The sequence below is a fragment of the Paenarthrobacter sp. NEAU-H11 genome (genome assembly GCF_050573415.1).
GTDB lineage: Bacteria > Actinomycetota > Actinomycetes > Actinomycetales > Micrococcaceae > Arthrobacter.
The window spans coordinates 28714-45450 of sequence record NZ_JBNZGA010000012.1; the positions used below are offsets into that span (position 1 = coordinate 28714).

At 65.9% G+C, this 16737-nt stretch carries 15 protein-coding genes; 7 read left to right on the forward strand and 8 right to left on the reverse strand.

Annotated elements, in window-relative coordinates; all coding sequences use genetic code 11:
* Nucleotides 1–7 precede the first annotated feature (7 nt).
* Nucleotides 8–1228, reverse strand: a complete 1221-nt coding sequence (locus ACQ3DC_RS15090; protein ID WP_157240330.1) for a PucR family transcriptional regulator — start codon at nucleotides 1226–1228, stop codon at nucleotides 8–10.
* A 233-nt stretch (nucleotides 1229–1461) separates the two neighbouring features.
* On the opposite strand from ACQ3DC_RS15090, the gene ald reads away from it, so the two are divergent.
* On the forward strand, nucleotides 1462–2580 hold the full coding sequence (gene ald / locus ACQ3DC_RS15095; protein ID WP_157240328.1) for an alanine dehydrogenase: 1119 nt from the start codon (nucleotides 1462–1464) through the stop codon (nucleotides 2578–2580).
* Between the two features lie 69 nt (nucleotides 2581–2649).
* Here ald and ACQ3DC_RS15100 read toward each other — a convergent pair whose 3' ends face one another.
* From ACQ3DC_RS15100 to ACQ3DC_RS15125, 6 genes are all read right to left on the reverse strand, one after another.
* Nucleotides 2650–3714 carry a Gfo/Idh/MocA family protein gene (locus ACQ3DC_RS15100; protein WP_157240326.1) on the reverse strand — a complete coding sequence of 355 codons (1065 nt, stop codon included), beginning with the start codon at nucleotides 3712–3714 and terminating at the stop codon, nucleotides 2650–2652.
* Between the two features lie 178 nt (nucleotides 3715–3892).
* Nucleotides 3893–5596 (reverse strand): ABC transporter family substrate-binding protein, encoded by a 1704-nt coding sequence (locus tag ACQ3DC_RS15105; protein ID WP_321214749.1) that lies wholly within the window; start codon nucleotides 5594–5596, stop codon nucleotides 3893–3895.
* Nucleotides 5597–5648: 52 nt separating this feature from the next.
* Nucleotides 5649–7886: a dipeptide ABC transporter ATP-binding protein gene (locus ACQ3DC_RS15110; RefSeq protein WP_430752614.1), complete on the reverse strand. Its 2238-nt coding sequence runs from the start codon at nucleotides 7884–7886 to the stop codon at nucleotides 5649–5651.
* On the reverse strand, nucleotides 7883–8872 hold the full coding sequence (locus tag ACQ3DC_RS15115; RefSeq protein ID WP_430752615.1) for an ABC transporter permease: 990 nt from the start codon (nucleotides 8870–8872) through the stop codon (nucleotides 7883–7885). The genes ACQ3DC_RS15110 and ACQ3DC_RS15115 overlap by 4 nt, the downstream gene beginning before the upstream one ends.
* 2 nt (nucleotides 8873–8874) lie before the next feature.
* Nucleotides 8875–9858 (reverse strand): ABC transporter permease, encoded by a 984-nt coding sequence (locus tag ACQ3DC_RS15120; protein WP_157240320.1) that lies wholly within the window; start codon nucleotides 9856–9858, stop codon nucleotides 8875–8877.
* A gap of 357 nt (nucleotides 9859–10215) precedes the next feature.
* A complete protein-coding gene (locus tag ACQ3DC_RS15125) occupies nucleotides 10216–10824 on the reverse strand; it encodes a TetR/AcrR family transcriptional regulator (protein ID WP_421092651.1) in 609 nt (202 codons plus the stop codon).
* A gap of 123 nt (nucleotides 10825–10947) precedes the next feature.
* On the opposite strand from ACQ3DC_RS15125, the gene ACQ3DC_RS15130 reads away from it, so the two are divergent.
* From ACQ3DC_RS15130 to ACQ3DC_RS15155, 6 genes are all read left to right on the forward strand, one after another.
* Nucleotides 10948–11505 (forward strand): NAD(P)H-dependent oxidoreductase, encoded by a 558-nt coding sequence (locus tag ACQ3DC_RS15130; protein WP_321214753.1) that lies wholly within the window; start codon nucleotides 10948–10950, stop codon nucleotides 11503–11505.
* An 87-nt stretch (nucleotides 11506–11592) separates the two neighbouring features.
* On the forward strand, nucleotides 11593–12837 hold the full coding sequence (gene ligD / locus ACQ3DC_RS15135) for a non-homologous end-joining DNA ligase (RefSeq protein ID WP_157240315.1): 1245 nt from the start codon (nucleotides 11593–11595) through the stop codon (nucleotides 12835–12837).
* A 127-nt stretch (nucleotides 12838–12964) separates the two neighbouring features.
* Nucleotides 12965–13735 carry a hypothetical protein gene (locus tag ACQ3DC_RS15140; protein WP_421092649.1) on the forward strand — a complete coding sequence of 257 codons (771 nt, stop codon included), beginning with the start codon at nucleotides 12965–12967 and terminating at the stop codon, nucleotides 13733–13735.
* Between the two features lie 96 nt (nucleotides 13736–13831).
* Nucleotides 13832–15124 (forward strand): PLP-dependent aminotransferase family protein, encoded by a 1293-nt coding sequence (locus tag ACQ3DC_RS15145; protein WP_321214755.1) that lies wholly within the window; start codon nucleotides 13832–13834, stop codon nucleotides 15122–15124.
* Nucleotides 15125–15169: 45 nt separating this feature from the next.
* Nucleotides 15170–15598, forward strand: coding sequence for a universal stress protein (locus ACQ3DC_RS15150; protein ID WP_157240312.1), 429 nt, complete (start codon nucleotides 15170–15172; stop codon nucleotides 15596–15598).
* A gap of 149 nt (nucleotides 15599–15747) precedes the next feature.
* Complete coding sequence (locus ACQ3DC_RS15155; RefSeq protein WP_157240310.1) at nucleotides 15748–16083, forward strand: hypothetical protein; 336 nt, start codon at nucleotides 15748–15750, stop codon at nucleotides 16081–16083.
* A 31-nt stretch (nucleotides 16084–16114) separates the two neighbouring features.
* Here the strand turns inward: ACQ3DC_RS15155 and ACQ3DC_RS15160 are convergent, their stop codons facing one another.
* On the reverse strand, nucleotides 16115–16735 hold the full coding sequence (locus tag ACQ3DC_RS15160; RefSeq protein ID WP_421092648.1) for a phosphatase PAP2 family protein: 621 nt from the start codon (nucleotides 16733–16735) through the stop codon (nucleotides 16115–16117).
* Between the last annotated feature and the right edge of the window lie 2 nt (nucleotides 16736–16737).

The window sequence follows — 16737 nt, forward strand, 5'->3', positions numbered from 1 at the left end:
GCCCGCCCTAGATCCGTGGCCGGCCCGCCCAGCGTCGCATCTTCAACGCTGCATGGAGCTCCAGGCGGGGCATCCCCTTGAGCGGATCAACGCCGAGCAGCTGGCGGATCCGGCCCAGCCGGTTGTAGATGCTGCTGCGGTGCAGGTGGAGCTTGGTGGCCACGTCCTGGACGGAGCCGTCGTTGTCGTACAGGAGTTCCAGGACCGGAAGCAGCTCACCGTTCCGGTCCTGGTCCTCAAGCATGCGGAAGTAGACCGACGCCGAGTCAGCCCAGGCACTCGCGCCTCCCCCCGCGGACGCAAGCAACTGGTAGACGCCCGTGGCCCTGCAGTCCACGAGTTCCCCGAGCTGCGGGTCCACGGCGGCAGCCTGGGCCGCCAGCTTGGATTGGCGGTACGCCGCGGCGAGCTCACGCGGCCGGCCGAAGCCCTCGCTGATGCCCAGAATGATGCGCTGCACCGGACGGCCGGAGCGCTTGGCAAGCTCCAGCTGGTAGTGGACCAGCACCTGGGCGTGGTTGGCCCGGCCGGACAATTCGCGGAACAGCACGACGGAATGGGTGTCCGTGCCGGCGCTGAACAGGGCAGCGTCGACGCCGATGGTCGCCTGGAGCGCGGCAGAGCGGTGGATGAGGGTGGAGGCGATGGGGTCGGATCCGCCGGACCAGCCATCGGCGTCGAGCACTGTCACCACCTGCCAGGGACCGCGGCCCTGGATTTCCTTCCAGCCTGCAATGGCGGCCACGGCGTTTGGCTCGCCGGCGCAGGCGGCCAGGAACTCCCGTTCACGCCCCCGCCGGAATTCAGACTCGGCCGTGTTCGAATCGAGCAGGAGCCCGGACAGCGTTTCAAGCTCGTGGTTGACGGCCGGCAACTGGGTGAGGATCGCCGTCGGATTTTCATCGGCGGAGTCCTGCTGCACCCACAGGTACCCCACCCGGAAGCCGCGCACCATCAGCGGTACGCACACCCGGCCCAGCATGCCCAGGTCCTGGTTGGCCGGCACCACCACCGGACGGACGGCGGTGGCGATGCCGTGCGAGAGCTGCCAGGCGCTGACGTCGGCCGGGACTTTCTTGCTCAGCAGGAAGTTGACCCGCACCCGGTCCGCGTGGGACTGGTTGGAGCTGTAAGCCAGCAGCACCCCGTCCAGGTCCTCCAGTGACAGGCCACGGCCCAACTTCTGAGCCACCTGTTCAACCAGCTGTTCCACACCCTGCTGCTGCATGGGCCAACATTACTGCCTGGGCAGCCTCCGGGACGAACGGACACGAGGCGACACCTGCCGCCCCACTGCTCGACAAATGTCCAGCTGCTAGGAGGAAAATTCCCGGAAATACGCGGTTTCTTCGCTAGCGGCTGCTAGGTCTCGTGTCGGCTGGCTCACAACCGGATTTATCGTTGATATACGAAATCCTTCCGCACTTTCCGGCTTATCAAGCCGAGAACCTGGAGCCCACGATGATCATCGGCGTCCCCAAAGAAATCAAGAACAACGAGTTCCGGGTGGCCATCACCGCCGCCGGAGTCCACGAGTTCCGCAGCAACGGCCACACCGTTCTGGTGGAACGCGGCGCAGGGCTGGGCTCCGGCATCACCGACGAGGAATACGCCATTGCCGGTGCCGAGATCGTCAATGAGGCTGACGACGTCTGGGCCCGCGCCGACATGGTCATGAAGGTCAAGGAGCCCATCAAGGCCGAGTACCACCGCTTCCGCAAGGGCCTGATCCTCTTCACCTACCTCCACCTCGCCGCGGAGCCCGAACTCACCCGCGAGCTCATCAACTCCGGCGTCACCGCCATCGCCTACGAAACCGTCCAGGAAGGCCGGACCCTCCCGCTGCTGGCCCCCATGTCCGAGGTAGCAGGCCGGCTGTCCGTCCAGGTGGGCGCCGCTTCCCTGATGGCACCCGCCGGCGGAAAGGGCGTGCTGCTGGGCGGCGTTCCCGGGGTCCGCCCCGCCAAGGTGGTTGTCCTGGGCGCCGGCGTTGCGGGAACCAATGCCGCAGCCATGGCACTGGGCCTGGGTGCCGACGTCACCATCATGGACATCAACATCAACCGCCTGCGCGAGCTGGACGCCCAGTACCAGGGCCGGCTCAAGACGGTGGCGTCCAACAAGTACGAGATCGAGAAGTCCGTGGTGGATGCCGACCTGGTGATCGGGTCCGTCCTGATCCCCGGCGCCAAGGCCCCCAAGCTGGTCACCAACGACCTCGTGGCCCGCATGAAGCCCGGCTCAGTCCTCGTTGACATCGCCGTGGACCAGGGCGGCTGCTTCGAGGACACCCACCCCACCACGCACCAGGAACCCACGTACAAGGTGCACAACACCATCTTCTACTGCGTGGCCAACATGCCCGGCGCCGTGCCGAACACGTCCACCTACGCGCTGACCAACGTCACGCTGCGCTACGCGGTGTCCCTGGCCAACCTGGGCGTCAAGGCCGCCTTCGACCGCGACCCCGCCCTGGCCGCAGGCCTGAACATCGCCGCCGGCCACGTGGCACACCACTCCGTGTCCGAGGCACACAACCTGCCGCTCGTCGCCGACTGGCACGAACTCGTTTCGGCTTAAGTAGTCCATCGATTGCTCCGTACGCGTCGTTTTGAACCCCCTAAACGACATTTACGGAGCAATCGATGCTTAATGCGCGAGCTTTCGTGCTTCTTCTATTAGTTTGAGGGCCTCGACGGCGTCTTCCGGCTTCACCGGAAGCGGCAGGGCTGATGCCGTGCCGCCGTCGAGGATCTTGTCCGCGAGGATGCGGTAGAACTCGGGGTAGGCGCCGCGTTCGGTGGGCAGGGGGTCGAGGTGGCCATCGCGGCCCAGCAGTCCTGCCCACTCCGGCGCCTCCTCGCCGTACTCGGCGTCCAACGGGCTGCCGCCCGCGGCAATGTACGGCTCCTGCGGGTCCACGCCTTTCTTGGTGAATCCGCCAACGGAACCCAGCACCCGGAACCGCGGTCCCTGCTGGGCGCACATCATGTTCATGGTGAGGTGGCTCAATACACCGGATTCGTGCCGAAGTACCAGGAACACGTCGTCGTCCGCCCGCTCGTCCGACCTGCGTGCCTTCAACTCTGCGTGGACCACGGAGGCCGGGCCAAAGAGCTGGAGTGCCTGGTCGATCAGGTGGCTGCCTAGATCGAACAAGGTACCGCCGCCCTCCGCCGCCGTGGCGCGCGCCTTCCAAGCCTTCGCGATGGCCGGGGACCACCGCTCGAAGCGGGACTCGAACCGCGTGACCTTGCCCAGCGCGTCAGCGGACAGGAGTTTTTGCACCGTCAGGAAGTCGCCGTCCCACCGCCGGTTCTGGAACACCGTCAAGACCCGCCCCAGCTCCCCTGCCAGCGTGATCAACTCCCGGCCTTGTCCACTGGTCACGGCGAACGGCTTGTCCACCACAACATCCAGGCCTGCCTCCAAGGCAGCCTTGGCCAACGGGTAGTGGGTGGCAGGCGGCGTTCCCAGAACCACGAGGTCCACTTCGTCCGCGCGGGCAAGGACCGCATGGCCGTCCGGCACTGTCCTCACCCCCGGATACCGGGCGGTTGCCGCGGCGTCCCTTCCGGCGTTGGAGGTGGCAATGAGGTCCAGCGAAAAACGGGGGTCCGCCGCTATCAGGGGAGCGTGGAACACACTTCCCGAAAGCCCGAAACCCACGACGGCGGTACGGATGGTGCGCTGCGAAGCTGGGTCCCCGGTCATATTCCTACGCTACTCCCGCAGGCCTGGATGCGAGGCGCCGAAATGGGGGCCTTAGGTGAGAGAGCATTCCAAAGAAACCCACGTTAAGTGAGAGAGCGTTGAGGGTTCGGGCAGACGGCGAAGGCCGGCACCCCCTGTCCCCAGGGAGTGCCGGCCTTCGCTACAGAGCGGGTGGGGTCTACTTCTTTTCCCAGCCGATGGCGGTCCAGTCCGGAACCTGGGACAGGCTGCGGAAAAGGGACGGGCCGTAGTTGGCCAGGCCGGTACGGACGAAGGAGATCTGCGGGCCGTTCATGACCACGCCCATGGAGAAGTACTTCGCCATGTGCTCCTTCTCCACCTCCATGGCCGCCTTGTTGCGCTCGGCGTTGTCCTCGATGGAAGCCAGGTCGGCAATCTTCTTGTCCAGTTCGGCGTCGCCCAACTGGTTCTCGTTGGTCTTGGAGTCGTAGTACTGCTTGACGGCTTCAGTGGCGTCCGCGCTGACGGTGTAGCCGGAAACGCTCATATCGAACTCCCGGGAACCCAGCACCTTGCCGAAATCGGCAGAAGCCCGCTGGTCGATTCCAACATCCATGCCGCCGGCCTGCAACTGCTTCTGCAGGGTCTGGGTGAAGGCTAGGGTGGTGGGGTCGTCACCGAAGTTGCTGATCTTGAAGGCGGCAGGCTTGCCGTCCTTTTCCATGATGCCGTTTGCATTCGCGGTGTAGCCGGCGTCGGTCAGTACCTTCTTGGCGGCGTCCGGACCGGTTTCCTTCACGGGGTAGTTGTCCTGGTAGTACTCGGAGAAGGGCAGCAGCATCATGGAGCCGGAGCTGGGCTCTTCCCAGTTAAGGCCGTTGAAGCGGACCTTCCGGAGGGCTTCGCGGTCAACGGCGGCGAATATCGCCTCGCGGACAGCCACGTCGGTGATGCGCTGGGCGTTGAGGTTCATGCCACCGGCGAACAGGCGCTGGCCGCGGCGGACCTCGGAGTCCTTGGTGCCGTCAAGCTGCTTGTAGAGGGAGATGGTGTTGGCAGACATGGCGTCGATCTCGCCGTTCTTGAAGGCTGCGATCTGGGCGCTGGTTTCCAGCTGTCGGAACACGACACTCTCCAACACCGGCTTGTTGCCCCACCACTTCTCGTTGGGAACCAGGGATACCGTCTTTGCGGCGGCGTCGTACTGGTCCACCTTGAAGGGCCCTGCCATCCATTCAGGGTGCAGTTCGCCGTTGAAGCCCTCGTTGAAGATTTCGGGGCTGTTCACGGCCGGATGGATCAGTCCGGTGAAGAGGGAGTCCAGCGGGTAGACCGGCCGGCTCGTCTTGACGATGACTTCCTTGTCATTGCTGCCGGCCTCCACGGATTCAACGAACTCGTAGTTTCCTGAGCTGACAATGTCGTAACCGGCGTCCGGGCTCTTGAGGATGTTCCAGGTGTTCTGGAAGGCCTTGACGTCAATCGGCGTGCCGTCGTTGTACGCGGCCTTCTCATTGACCGTGATGGTAATGGTCTGCTTGCCGTCTTCTACCTTGTTTTCCACGGACTCGCAGAAGTCCTTGTTCGGAGTCACTTTTCCGTCGAAGGCAATGTCCCAGCATCCCCAGGTTCCCGCCTGGTCGATGGGACGGTGCAGCGCGGTGTTGTCCGCGCTGTTGCCGTTGTTGGAGAACCCATTGAAGTCCGGGCCGATGTTGCCCAGCGGAAGGGTGACCTTGCCGCCCTGTTTAAGATCGGCCGCAGGCTTCTCATTGATGCTGATGAGCTTGGACAGGTCGCTGCCTGCCTCCTGGCCCTTGGCCGTTTCCGGCCCGGTGGACCCGCCACCGCCGCCGCAGGCAGTCAGCGCCAGAGCTGCGGCAATTGCCGCCGCTCCGCCGATCCTGTTCAGATTCCTCATGGTGTTCCCTTCGTTGGTGCGAGTGGTGGTGCTGGTGATGGGCCGGTAAAACCTAGGATGCATGGTGGTCCGCCGCGTCATGGACCACCAGCATGTCCTCGTCCAGCTCCCCGTCGGGGAAGAAGCAGGCGAAGCGTTGGTCCACGGCGGGCAGCGGGTGCGCCGCCAAGGCCTGGGCCGCCGGCGACGGCGGTACGGGCTCCAGTGGTGGTTCGAGAGTCAGGCATTTTTCCTGCTTCGCCGCCGGCAGCGCTGCGAAAACGGGGCAGCGTGTGGCGAAGTTGCAGCCCTTGGGGGCGTCCAGCGGCGAGGGCAGCTCCCCCCGGAGAATGATGCGTTCCCGCGTGCGTTCCAGCTGCGGGTCCGGAACCGGGATGGCCGAGAGCAGGGCGCGGGTGTAGGGGTGGCGGGGGTTGTCGAACACGCGGTCCACCTCGCCGATCTCCACGATCTTCCCCAGGTACATCACGGCTACCCGGTTGGAGATGTGCCGGACCACGGAGAGGTCGTGGGCCACCAGAAGGTAGCTGAGGCCCAGTTCAGCGCGGAGCTTGTCGAGGAGGTTGATGACGCCGGCCTGGACGGAGACATCCAGGGCGGAGACAGGCTCGTCCAGGACAACGAGCTTCGGGTTCACGGCCAGGGCGCGGGCTATTCCGATGCGCTGGCGCTGGCCGCCGGAGAACTGGTTGGGGAAGCGGTTGACGTGGTCCGGCTGCAGGCCCACCAGCTTCATGAGCTCCATGATGCGCTTCTTGATGGCCTGCCGGTCCATGCCCGCGTTCTGGAGCGGCTCGGCGAGCACTTCATAGACCGTGAATCGCGGATCCAGTGCGCCGGTGGGGTCCTGGAACACCATCTGGAGTTCACGGCGCATGGCGCTCTTGGTCCGGGCATCGGCGGCCTGCTTGTTGCTGATGCCGCCAATCACCACTTCGCCATCCTGGTCCTTGTGGAATTCCATGATTTCCAGCAGCGTGGTGGTCTTGCCTGAGCCGGACTCCCCCACGATGGAGAAGCACTCCCCTTCGCGGATATCGAAGGTCAGTCCGTCCACTGCCTTGATGGTGCCGATCCGCTTCTTGAGCAGCGCGCCCCGGGTCAGCGGGAAGTGTTTGCGCACGTCCTTGAGCTGCAGGACTGTTGAGCGCTCCTCCCGCGGGATGGCGTCGAAACGTGAGACGGGCACGGGCGGGGCGGCGAAGACATCGTGGGCATCAACGTCACCGCCCAGGGACTCCGATTTGATGCAGGCCGCGCTGTGGTACGCGCTGCCCGGTACCGGGAGGAGCGCCGGTTCGCCATCGAGGCACGCGTCCTCCGCGAGCGGGCAGCGGGGGGCGAACGAGCAGCCGGTGGGTGTGTGGACCAGGTTGGGCGGCATTCCCTCAATGGGGACCAGCGATGCCTTTTCCGCGACATCAACGCGGGGTACGGCGCCGAGCAGGCCCATGGTGTAGGGCATCCGCGGGTTGTAGTAGAGGTCATCCACTGCACCCGTCTCCACCGGCCTGCCGGCATACATCACCATGATGTCGTCAGCCATGCCGGCCACCACGCCGAGGTCGTGCGTGATCATGACGACGGCGGCGCCGGTCTCCTCCTGCGCGGTATGCAGCACCTCCAGCACCTGGGCCTGGATGGTCACGTCCAGGGCCGTCGTCGGCTCATCCGCGATGAGGACCCGCGGGTTGTTGGCGATGGCGATGGCGATCATCACCCGCTGGCGCATGCCGCCGGAGAACTCGTGCGGGAAGGCCCTGAGCCGCTCCTTGGGGCTGGGGATGCCCACCATGGCAAGAAGTTCGACGGCGCGCGCCTCCTTCGCCTGCTTGCTCATGGTGGGGTTGTGGATGGTCAGCGCCTCGATGATCTGCGTGCCCACCGTGTAGACGGGCGTCAGGGAAGACAGCGGATCCTGGAAGACCATGGCCAGCTCATTGCCGCGGTACCCGCACATGGCTTTGTCGCTGAGCCCCAGCAGTTCCTTGCCCTTGAGCCGGACCGAGCCGGTGACCTCGGCTGTGGCGGGGAGCAGGCCCATGATGGCGAGGGACGTCACCGACTTGCCGGAGCCCGACTCACCCACGATGCCCAGCGTCCTTCCTGGCATCAGGTCGAAGTCCACTCCCCGGACGGCGTGCACCACGCCGTTCTCGGTGTTGAAGCGGACGTTCAGGTCCCGGACGGACAGGACTGCGTCCGTGGGCGCGTGCAGGCCCGCGACGTGCAGCCGCTCCACCGCTGACTGGGGCTGCCCAACCGGACCGGCGGCAGTTTCGCTGCTCATGAGGCGTTCCCCTTTACGCGGGTTTTCAGGGCGGTGCGTTTCCTGGCGCTGCCGGATGAACTTGAGCTGGGGTCGAAGGCGTCCCGCAGGCCGTCGTTCATCATGGCCAGGGACCCGGTGAGGAGGAACATGACGGTCAGCGGCACCCAGAACATCCAGGGGAAGGTCTGCACCTGGGACGTGGCGCCGCCGATCAGCACGCCGAGGCTCACATCCGGAACCTTGATGCCGATGCCGATGAAGGAGAAGGCCACTTCCGCGAGGATGGCACCGGTAACGCCGCGGGTGATGTCCAGGACCAGCAGCGATCCGATGTTGGGGACCAGGTGCCGCCACACGATCCTGCGCGCCGGGACGCCCATGTACTGGGCTGCCTTGACGAAGTCCCGCTGCATCAGTGACATGGACATGGACCGGATCAGCCGTGCCGTGCCCATCCAGCTGAAGACGAGCAGCACGATGATGAGCAGCAGCCACGACGGCAGGTTCCGCCTGAGCCCCTCACCTCCGCCGCTGGTGGCCACCGCCACTACCAGGAGGGCCGGCATCATGATGAGCGCTTCCAGGATGAAGAGCATCACCTTGTCCACCTTGCCGCCGAAGTAGGCCATGGTGCAGCCGTAGACGGCGGCGACGAGGACAGAAACGAGACCGACAATCAGGCCGATCAGGATGGAGATCCGCGTGCCTTCCACCGTCATCGCGTAGAGGTCTATGCCCGCCTGGGAGGTCCCCAGGAAGTGCTCGGCCGACGGCGGCATGCCGATGTTGAAGGGGTCGATGGTTTCCTTGTCCCATTGGGTGAAGTATCCGCCCACAAAGGAAAAGAGGGTCAGGGCAAGGAAGATGGCAAGGCCCGCCACGGCCGTCTTGTTCCGCATGAAGCGGCGGAAGATGATGGTGTTCTTGCCAATGACGACGTCGGCGTTCTCCAGGTGCGCGTCCTGCGCGACGGCGGCCGGATCCACTGCATTGAGGTTGGTCACGGCTACTGCACCCGCACTCTCGGGTCAACAAGGGTGGTGGCGAAATCCGCCAGGATGGCGCCCAGGGCGAAGATGACCGAACCGTACGCCAGGGTGGCGGTGGCGGCATTCACGTCCTGGAGCGAGATGGCGTCGATGCTCCACGAACCCACGCCCGGCCACGCGAAGATCTTCTCGGCGAAGAAGCCGCCGGCAAAGATGGCCGGGATGGTGAAGGCGATGCTTTGGGCCACCGGGATGAAGGAGACGCGCAGTGCATGCCGGGAGATCGCCTGGTTGCGGGTGAGCCCCTTGGCGCGGGCCGTCCGGACGAAGTCCGCGTTAACGTTGTCCAGGAGGTACTGGCGCTGGGCGATCTGGTAGGACCCCCAGCCCACCAGTGTGATGGCCACCGTGGGAACGGCGTAGTGCGCGAGCATGTCGATGAACTGGGCCCAGCCCGGCTCTATGCCGGGTGTGGAGATGCCGGTGACGAAGAAGATGCGCTCGCCTACGGTTTCGTTGATGTTAATGGCACCCAGCTGCACCAGGAAGTAGGCAATCGGGGCGGGAACGATGTAGGCAAGGTAGCTGTACGAAGTGATGGCCCGGTCCTGGAACTTGTACTGGCGTGCGGCCGAGTAGACCCCCAGGGCCACGCCAATCACCAGCGTCAGGATGATGGAGGCCAGGAAGAGCCGCGTCGAGATCCAGACACGGTCTCCGAACTCGGCGTTGATGAAGGCGCCGTTGGGGCTCCGGCCCCAGTCCCAGCGAGTCACGATCCCGGTCAGCCATTCGACGTACCGTTCCCACGGGCTGAGATCTGGATCGAGGCCCTTCAGCCGCATGGAGTTTGCCACCTGCTCGGGGGTGGGCCGGGGAATCCGTTCCTGCTCAAGCAGCGCGGGCTTCAGGGAACTGACCGCCAGGAAATACCCCGCCGAGGTAGTCAGGAAGATCATGAAGATGTACGTGATGCCGCGCTTGGCGAGGTACCTGAGCATGGGGCGCTATTTCCGTTTCGCCGCCACGGGCCGGGGGAAGGAGCACAGCGGTATCCACTGGCGCGCCGGGTTCTTGGCCCTGTCAACAATCACGTGCTGGATCCTTCCGTCATCCCCGGTTCAGCGGGGGTTGTGCCGCGTCATCGGGTCCTTCACCAGCGGGTGGCTGGCCTCCCGCAGCCTTGGCAGGCCAGGTCCTGATGGACTATGTCGCGGGTCACATTCCAGAGGAAACTATCACAAGCCCCGAGCGAAAATGCGGGCGGACGCCCGGAAAGCTACCCGCCCGTATCAGATCGTTATGAATAAGTTTGTGAAGTTCGTGTGACTGGACGGCCGGCACGAAACTGGCGTAATCTACGCGCCGCGGACCACCCGTGTGACAAGCTCCCGCCACGAAGCCGCCAACCGTTCGGGGGTAACTCCGTGCACCCTCACCAGGGTCAGCAGCCGCTCCGGATCAAGGGTTGCGCTCAAGGATCCCGCCATCAGCCAGGGGTCGGGCTCGAATCCCTCTTCCCGGAGCAGCACCTCGATATGGCGGTGCCAGAGCGCCGCGGGAGGCGCTTCGAAGCGGCCCCGGGCTGCGTTCTCCGCCGCGAGCACAAGCTCGCCGAATTCCATCACGTACGCGATTCTTTCGGCACCGAACGCGATGAGCCGTTCCAGCCCGGGAGCGCCCGGCCCTAGCGGCGGCGGTCCAAACATGAAGCGCGCCTGGAAGGCAGCCTCCGATTCACTCAGGAGGGTAAGCATCAGCCCGGCCCGGCTGCCAAACCGGCGGAAAACGGTGCCTTTCCCCACACCGGCGTGTTCAGCGAGCCGGTCCATGGTCAAGCCCTGGGCGCCGCACTCCTCAATAAGTTCCTGCGCAGCCTTCAGCAGTCGTTCCCGGTTCCGCGCGGCGTCGCTACGTTCGGGGGAGGGCTCCGGGGTCAGGCCGGGCCGCAGTGGGATGAAGCTCACATCAGCTATTCTAAGGCCCGGGAATAATAAACGGACTACGGTCCGTTTATTATTGTGAAGGCAGTAACTGCCCCAGCTTTCTAACGGCAGCGGCCCTCCCGCAGCCCTGATCCAGGAGTTCCCATGACCAAGAGCACCGTCCTCACCCTCGTCGGCAGCCTCCGCGCCGACTCCACCAACCAGAAACTTGCCGAGGCAATCCAGCTGAACGCACCGGAGCAGGTGGACGTGGTGATCCACGAGAGCCTGGGCAACATTCCGTTCTACAACGAGGACATCGACGTCGAGGGCCAGGTGCCCGAGGCGGCTGCCGCGCTGCGCGCCGCCGCCAATGAGGCGGACACGCTGCTGCTCGTCACTCCGGAGCACAACGGCACGGTGCCGGCCGCCCTGAAGAACGCCATCGACTGGCTGTCCCGCCCCTTCGGCGCCGGCGCCCTCGCCGGCAAGCCCACCGCCGTCGTCGGAACTGCCTTTGGCCAGTACGGCGGGGTCTGGGCCCAGGACGAGGCCCGCAAGGCTGCAGGCATCGCCGGCGCCCGGGTTCTCGAGGACGTCAAGCTCGCCGTGCCCGGCTCCATGGTGCGCTTCGCTGAGATCCACCCGAAGGACGACGCTGAGGTGGTGGAGCAGATCAAGGGTGTGTTCGACGCCCTCGCGGCCGCCCGGCCGGCAGCCTAGCCAGCTGGCCGTCCGCGGGCACTTCGGTTTAACGCGGCGGCCGCTCCCGCTCTGGCTGCCGCATCCGATCGTTGCTAGCGTGACGGAATGAGCCCGTCGAAGACCCCGGCCGAGACCCTTTCCATTGCCGGGACAGAAGTCCGCATCTCAAGCCCCGACAAGATGGTGTTCCCGGAACCGGGGCTGACGAAGCTGGACCTGGTGCGGTACTACCTTTCCGTCGCGGAGGGCGCACTGCGCGGTGCAGGCGGGCGGCCGATGGTCCTCAAGCGCTTCCCCAAGGGCATCGGCGCAGAGCCGTTTTTCCAGAAGCGCGTGCCGGAAAACCACCCGGACTTCATTGACACCGCAACACTGCACTACGCGTCCGGGACATCGGCCGAAGAGGCGGTCATCCGGGACGCCGCCGGCCTGGCCTGGGTGGTGAATCTCGGGTGCCTGGACCTTAACCCGCATCCCGTGCGCGCCGAGGACCTGGAGCACCCCGATGAGCTCCGCGTGGACCTTGACCCGATGCCGGGCGTGGACTGGTCGCAGATCGTCGACGTCGCCTATGTGGCGCGGGAGGTGCTCGACGACGTCGGCCTGGCGGGGTGGCCAAAAACCAGCGGCTCGCGCGGGCTCCACATCCTGGTGCGGATCGCGCCGCAGTGGTCCTACCGTGACGTCCGGCTCGCCGCAGAGACCCTCGCCCGTGAGGTTGAGAACCGCGCTCCGGGCCTGGCCACCGCGCGGTGGTGGAAGGAGGAGCGCGGTGAGAGTGTGTTTGTGGACTTCAACCAGAACGCCAAGGACCGCACCGTGGCATCGGCCTACTCGATCCGACCCCTGCCCGACGCCCGGGTCTCCACGCCGTTGACGTGGGATGAAGTCCGCTCCGCCCGGCCCGAACAGTTTACGGTCCTAACAGTGCCCGGGCGCTTCGCTGATATGGGCGACCCCCACGCGGGGATCGACGACGCCGTGGGCACCCTGGATGCACTCCTGGCCCTGGCTGCCGAGCTGGGACCCGCCGAGAAGGCGCCGCGTGCCGGGGACGGCTCCGGCCGCCGGCAATCGGTGATGCCGCTCATCGAAGTGGCCCGGACCAGGACCAAGCCCGAGGCGCTGGCCGCCCTTGGGGAGTGGAAGTCCCGGCATGCCGGCCTTGTCCAAGACCTCCATCCAGCAGACGTCATGGTGGACGGGATGCGCGGATCGAGCTCGCTCTGGTACCGGGTGCGGGTGAACCTGCAGCACGTCCCGGAGGCGGAGCGCCCGGAGCAGGAGGAACTCATTGCGGACTACGATCCATGGGAGGGCAGGGTATGGCCGGGCCAGCCGACGTCCTGACTGCGGCGCTGCCTGCCGCGCTCCCGTGACCAACTCTTATCCCAACCGGTACCTTCCCGGCATTCCCGCTCCAAAACCCCGGCCGTAACGTTAATCCACCGGACCGGACAAGGATTGCGGTGCAGGCATGCCAGCAGGGTGGAATGCAGGAGAACGCAGGGCCAGGCTGCGGGCAGCAGCAGTGGCCAGCCTCACGCTTCCATTGTGGCTCGGCGCCTGCGTAGTCCAGGCCCCCCAGGAGCCCAGGCAGGCGCCTTCCGCCCCGCTGGCAGTCAACAGGGGCGCGACGGCAGAAGCCCCGCAGTCCCTTACCCCCGCACCGCAGCCCCGGGACGCCGCGCCGCCGGAGGCTCCCGCCGTGCCGCCGGACTCATCCGGCCCCGCTGCCGGACCGGACGCGCCGGCTACATCCGTTCCGGCAACCGGCAGCTCCGAAGCCGGGGCGGCGCAAGCTGGGCTCCCGGACGGCACCATCCATGGCGAATCCGAGGCCGGCACGGTCACCGCGTACTACGTGCTCGTGGACGACGGCGGCAGGAACGGAGTGCGCTTTGGCTGCAATGACAGCCTGGTGGGCATAGCCCACGCCGGCCCTGCCGCGGAGGCGCTTCCTGCTGCCATCGGCGCGCTGCTGGACCCGCCCGGGGAGGCGCTGTCCGAGCATGAACCGAAGGCCTACAACGCCCTGTCCGGGTCGCGGCTGAAGTTCCTTTCCGGCAGCTTCGACGGCACCACCGTCACGGTGTACCTCACCGGCGTCCTTAGGCCCGGAGGGACCTGCGATGTGCCCCGCATGGAAGCACAGCTCACGCAAACAGCCGTAGCGGCCGCCGGCGCCATCAGGGCAGAGATCTACGTGAACGGACGCAGCCTGGCGGAGGCGCTGGAGCTCGACTAGGGCTGCCCTGCTTCCAAGGGCCGGGCACACAACCCGGGTGACTCATTGATATACAGGTGTTGCTTTTTAGGCAACACTCCGCGGTATCCTGATGATGTGACCCACGAAACACTTGACGCCGCAGCAGGGACGCTGCCGGCCGAAGCCATTGATGCCATCGAGCGGGCGGCAACCTCCGCCCACCGCCATGAAGAACTGTTTTCAGCACGCGCCGCGAACATCCGACAGTCAGCGGTGAGGGATGTCTTTGACATTTCCATGCGTCCAGGGCTTGTCTCGCTTGCCGGCGGAAGCCCCTACCTGCAGTCCCTCCCGCTGGACCGGCTCGCCGCGACGGCCGCGAAAATCATCGCCGACGACGGGCTGACCGCACTGCAGTACGGCAGCGGGCAAGGATCCGAGGAGCTCCGCGCCCAGATCTGCGAGGTGATGGCGGCAGAAGGCATTCTCGACGCCCTTCCGCAGAACGTGGTGATCACCGCCGGTTCGCAGTCTGCGCAGGACGTGGCCACCAAGGTCTTCTGCAATCCGGGCGACGTGGTCCTCGTGGAGGAGCCCACCTACGTGGGCGCACTCAACACCTTCGAGGCGTACCAGGTGCAGGTGGAAACCATAGGGATGGACCAGTCCGGCCTGGTGCCGGAACTGCTGGAGGCGCGGATTGCCGCCCTCCAGACGGCCGGAAAGAACGTCAAGTTCCTGTACACCATCCCCAACTTCAACAACCCCTCAGGGATAACGCTGGCCAAGGAGCGCCGCCAGCAGGTGGTGGACATATGCCGCAAAGCGAATATCCTGGTGATCGAGGACAACCCCTACGGCCTGCTCCGCTTCGGCGGTGAGCCACTTAAGCCGCTCCGCGCAGAAAACCCGGACGACGTCATCTACATGGGTTCCTTCTCCAAGATTTTCGCCCCCGGCCTGCGGATCGGCTGGGCCCTGGTTCCCGAACACCTGCAGCGCCGGTATTACCTGGCAGCCGAGGCCGTGACGCTCTGCCCGCCGGCCTTCAACCAGATGCTGGTCTCGGCGTACCTCCGCGACTATGACTGGAGGGGCCAGATCCAGACCTACCGCGAGCTGTACGCCGAACGCTGCAGCGCCATGCTCGCCGCCCTGGCCGAGCACATGCCGGCCGGAACCACCTGGACCAGCCCCGAGGGCGGCTTCTTCGTATGGGTGACCCTCCCGGAGGGGGTGGACACTTATCCCCTGTTGCAGAAGGCGATCGACGCCGGAGTGGTGTTCATCCCCGGGGCCGCCTTCACGCCGTCGGACGAACCGTCCAACAAGCTGCGCCTGGCGTTCAGCGCCGTGCCCCCGGAAGCCATCACCGAAGGCGTGCGCCGCCTGGCGCCGGTGCTGCAGGAAGCCATCGCCGCGCTGTAGCCTTGGCCTGACCAAGCGCCACCGAAACCAAGCAAAGGAGCACACATGAGCGGAATCATCGTTGTAGGGGTGGACGGCAGCGGGACGGCAAAGAAAGCAGCCGAAGCGGCGCGGGACCTCGCCGCGGCCCTCGGCGCCTCCCTCCATGTGGTGTCCGCCTTCGACAGCGACAAGACCGAGGTGTTCGGCAGCGGCAGCGACCGGTGGATCGTGTCCGACGCGGATGCCGCCGAGCACGTGGCACGGACAGTCGCAGAATCGCTGGGGAGGGACATCAAGGTGACGTACTCCGCCGCCCGCGGCCGGCCGGCCGATGCACTCATCAAGGAGGCCCTGCGGATGGAAGCCCGGATCATCGTGGTGGGAAACCGCAGGATGCACGGTATTGGCCGCGTGCTTGGCAGCGTAGCCAACAGCGTTGCCCACAATGCCCCCTGCGACGTTTACATCGCAAACACGTACGACGCCGAGTAGCGGCTTTACGGACACCATGCGGGAGCCAGGCCCCTGCATGGTGTCCGTTCTCACGCCCGAAAGCGCCTTTCCGGTGCTGCCCCGACGATAAAATTGGATAAGCCCCCAACGGTGCGGACACCCACTACCACCACCATCAAGGGGCCCCAATGATTACCCTCCAGCGCCGCCATCTGGCAGGCCACGACATCCTCCTTGCCCGCCACGGCAACCACATCTGCTCCATGCGGGTTGACCGCAGCAATGACCGGGTGGTCGCCTTGCTGGACGACGGCAGCGTGGACAGCGCGCCGAACCTCATCGCCCCAGGCCTGAGGCTTCCCGAGACCGTGGGCAGCGTGTTGCGGGAGGATTGGAAGCTCCTGACGGCCTGGGCCGGCATGGCAGCGGCCATGGCTGTACTCATGACGGGTGCCGCAGTGGTCCTGGGTACCACCGCAGACCCGGCAACCCTCGAGATGCTGGCCGCGCATACCTCCTACTAGGGAGCGGACACCCGTCCTGCCGGGTGCTTGGCTAAGGAACCATCCAGCCTTCGAGGGCCCACCAGATCCCGCCCATCACCACGCCGCCAAAGAGCGCGCCGGCGATCACCTGTGCCCGTGAATGCGCGCGCAGCACCACGCGGGACCAGCCCACGGCGGGTACCAGAAGCAGCAGCGGAAGCCAGACCGGCCCAAGCATGAGCACGGCGATCACGGCTGAAGAGGACACCGCAGCCGCATGCCCGCTGATCTTCCAGAACGGGCTCACGGCCGCCAGCACCACGACCCCCGCCACCACCGCAAGGACCATTGCCACCACGCTTTGCGGCGCCCCCACCGCTTCCAGCACCAGGAGCCCGGCCAGGATGCAGGCCAACGCCATCAGCAGCACAGGCGCACGCTGCCGGCGGTCGCTGACGTGGTGGTCCGTCACCTTCCCCATCCGTACCAGCAGGAGGAGCAGGAACAGCGGTAGCACGCAGACGAACAGGGCGGCCAGCGCTCCGTAGCCGATGGTTCCGGGGAACCCCGGCTGCGTCATGGGGCTGATCAGCAACTGGATGCTCACCACCACGGGCGGCTGGAACACCTCCGTCAGCCATCGTGCGGCACGGTTTTTCAGCCGGATGGTGCTGCTGCTGTCGGCGGCCACAG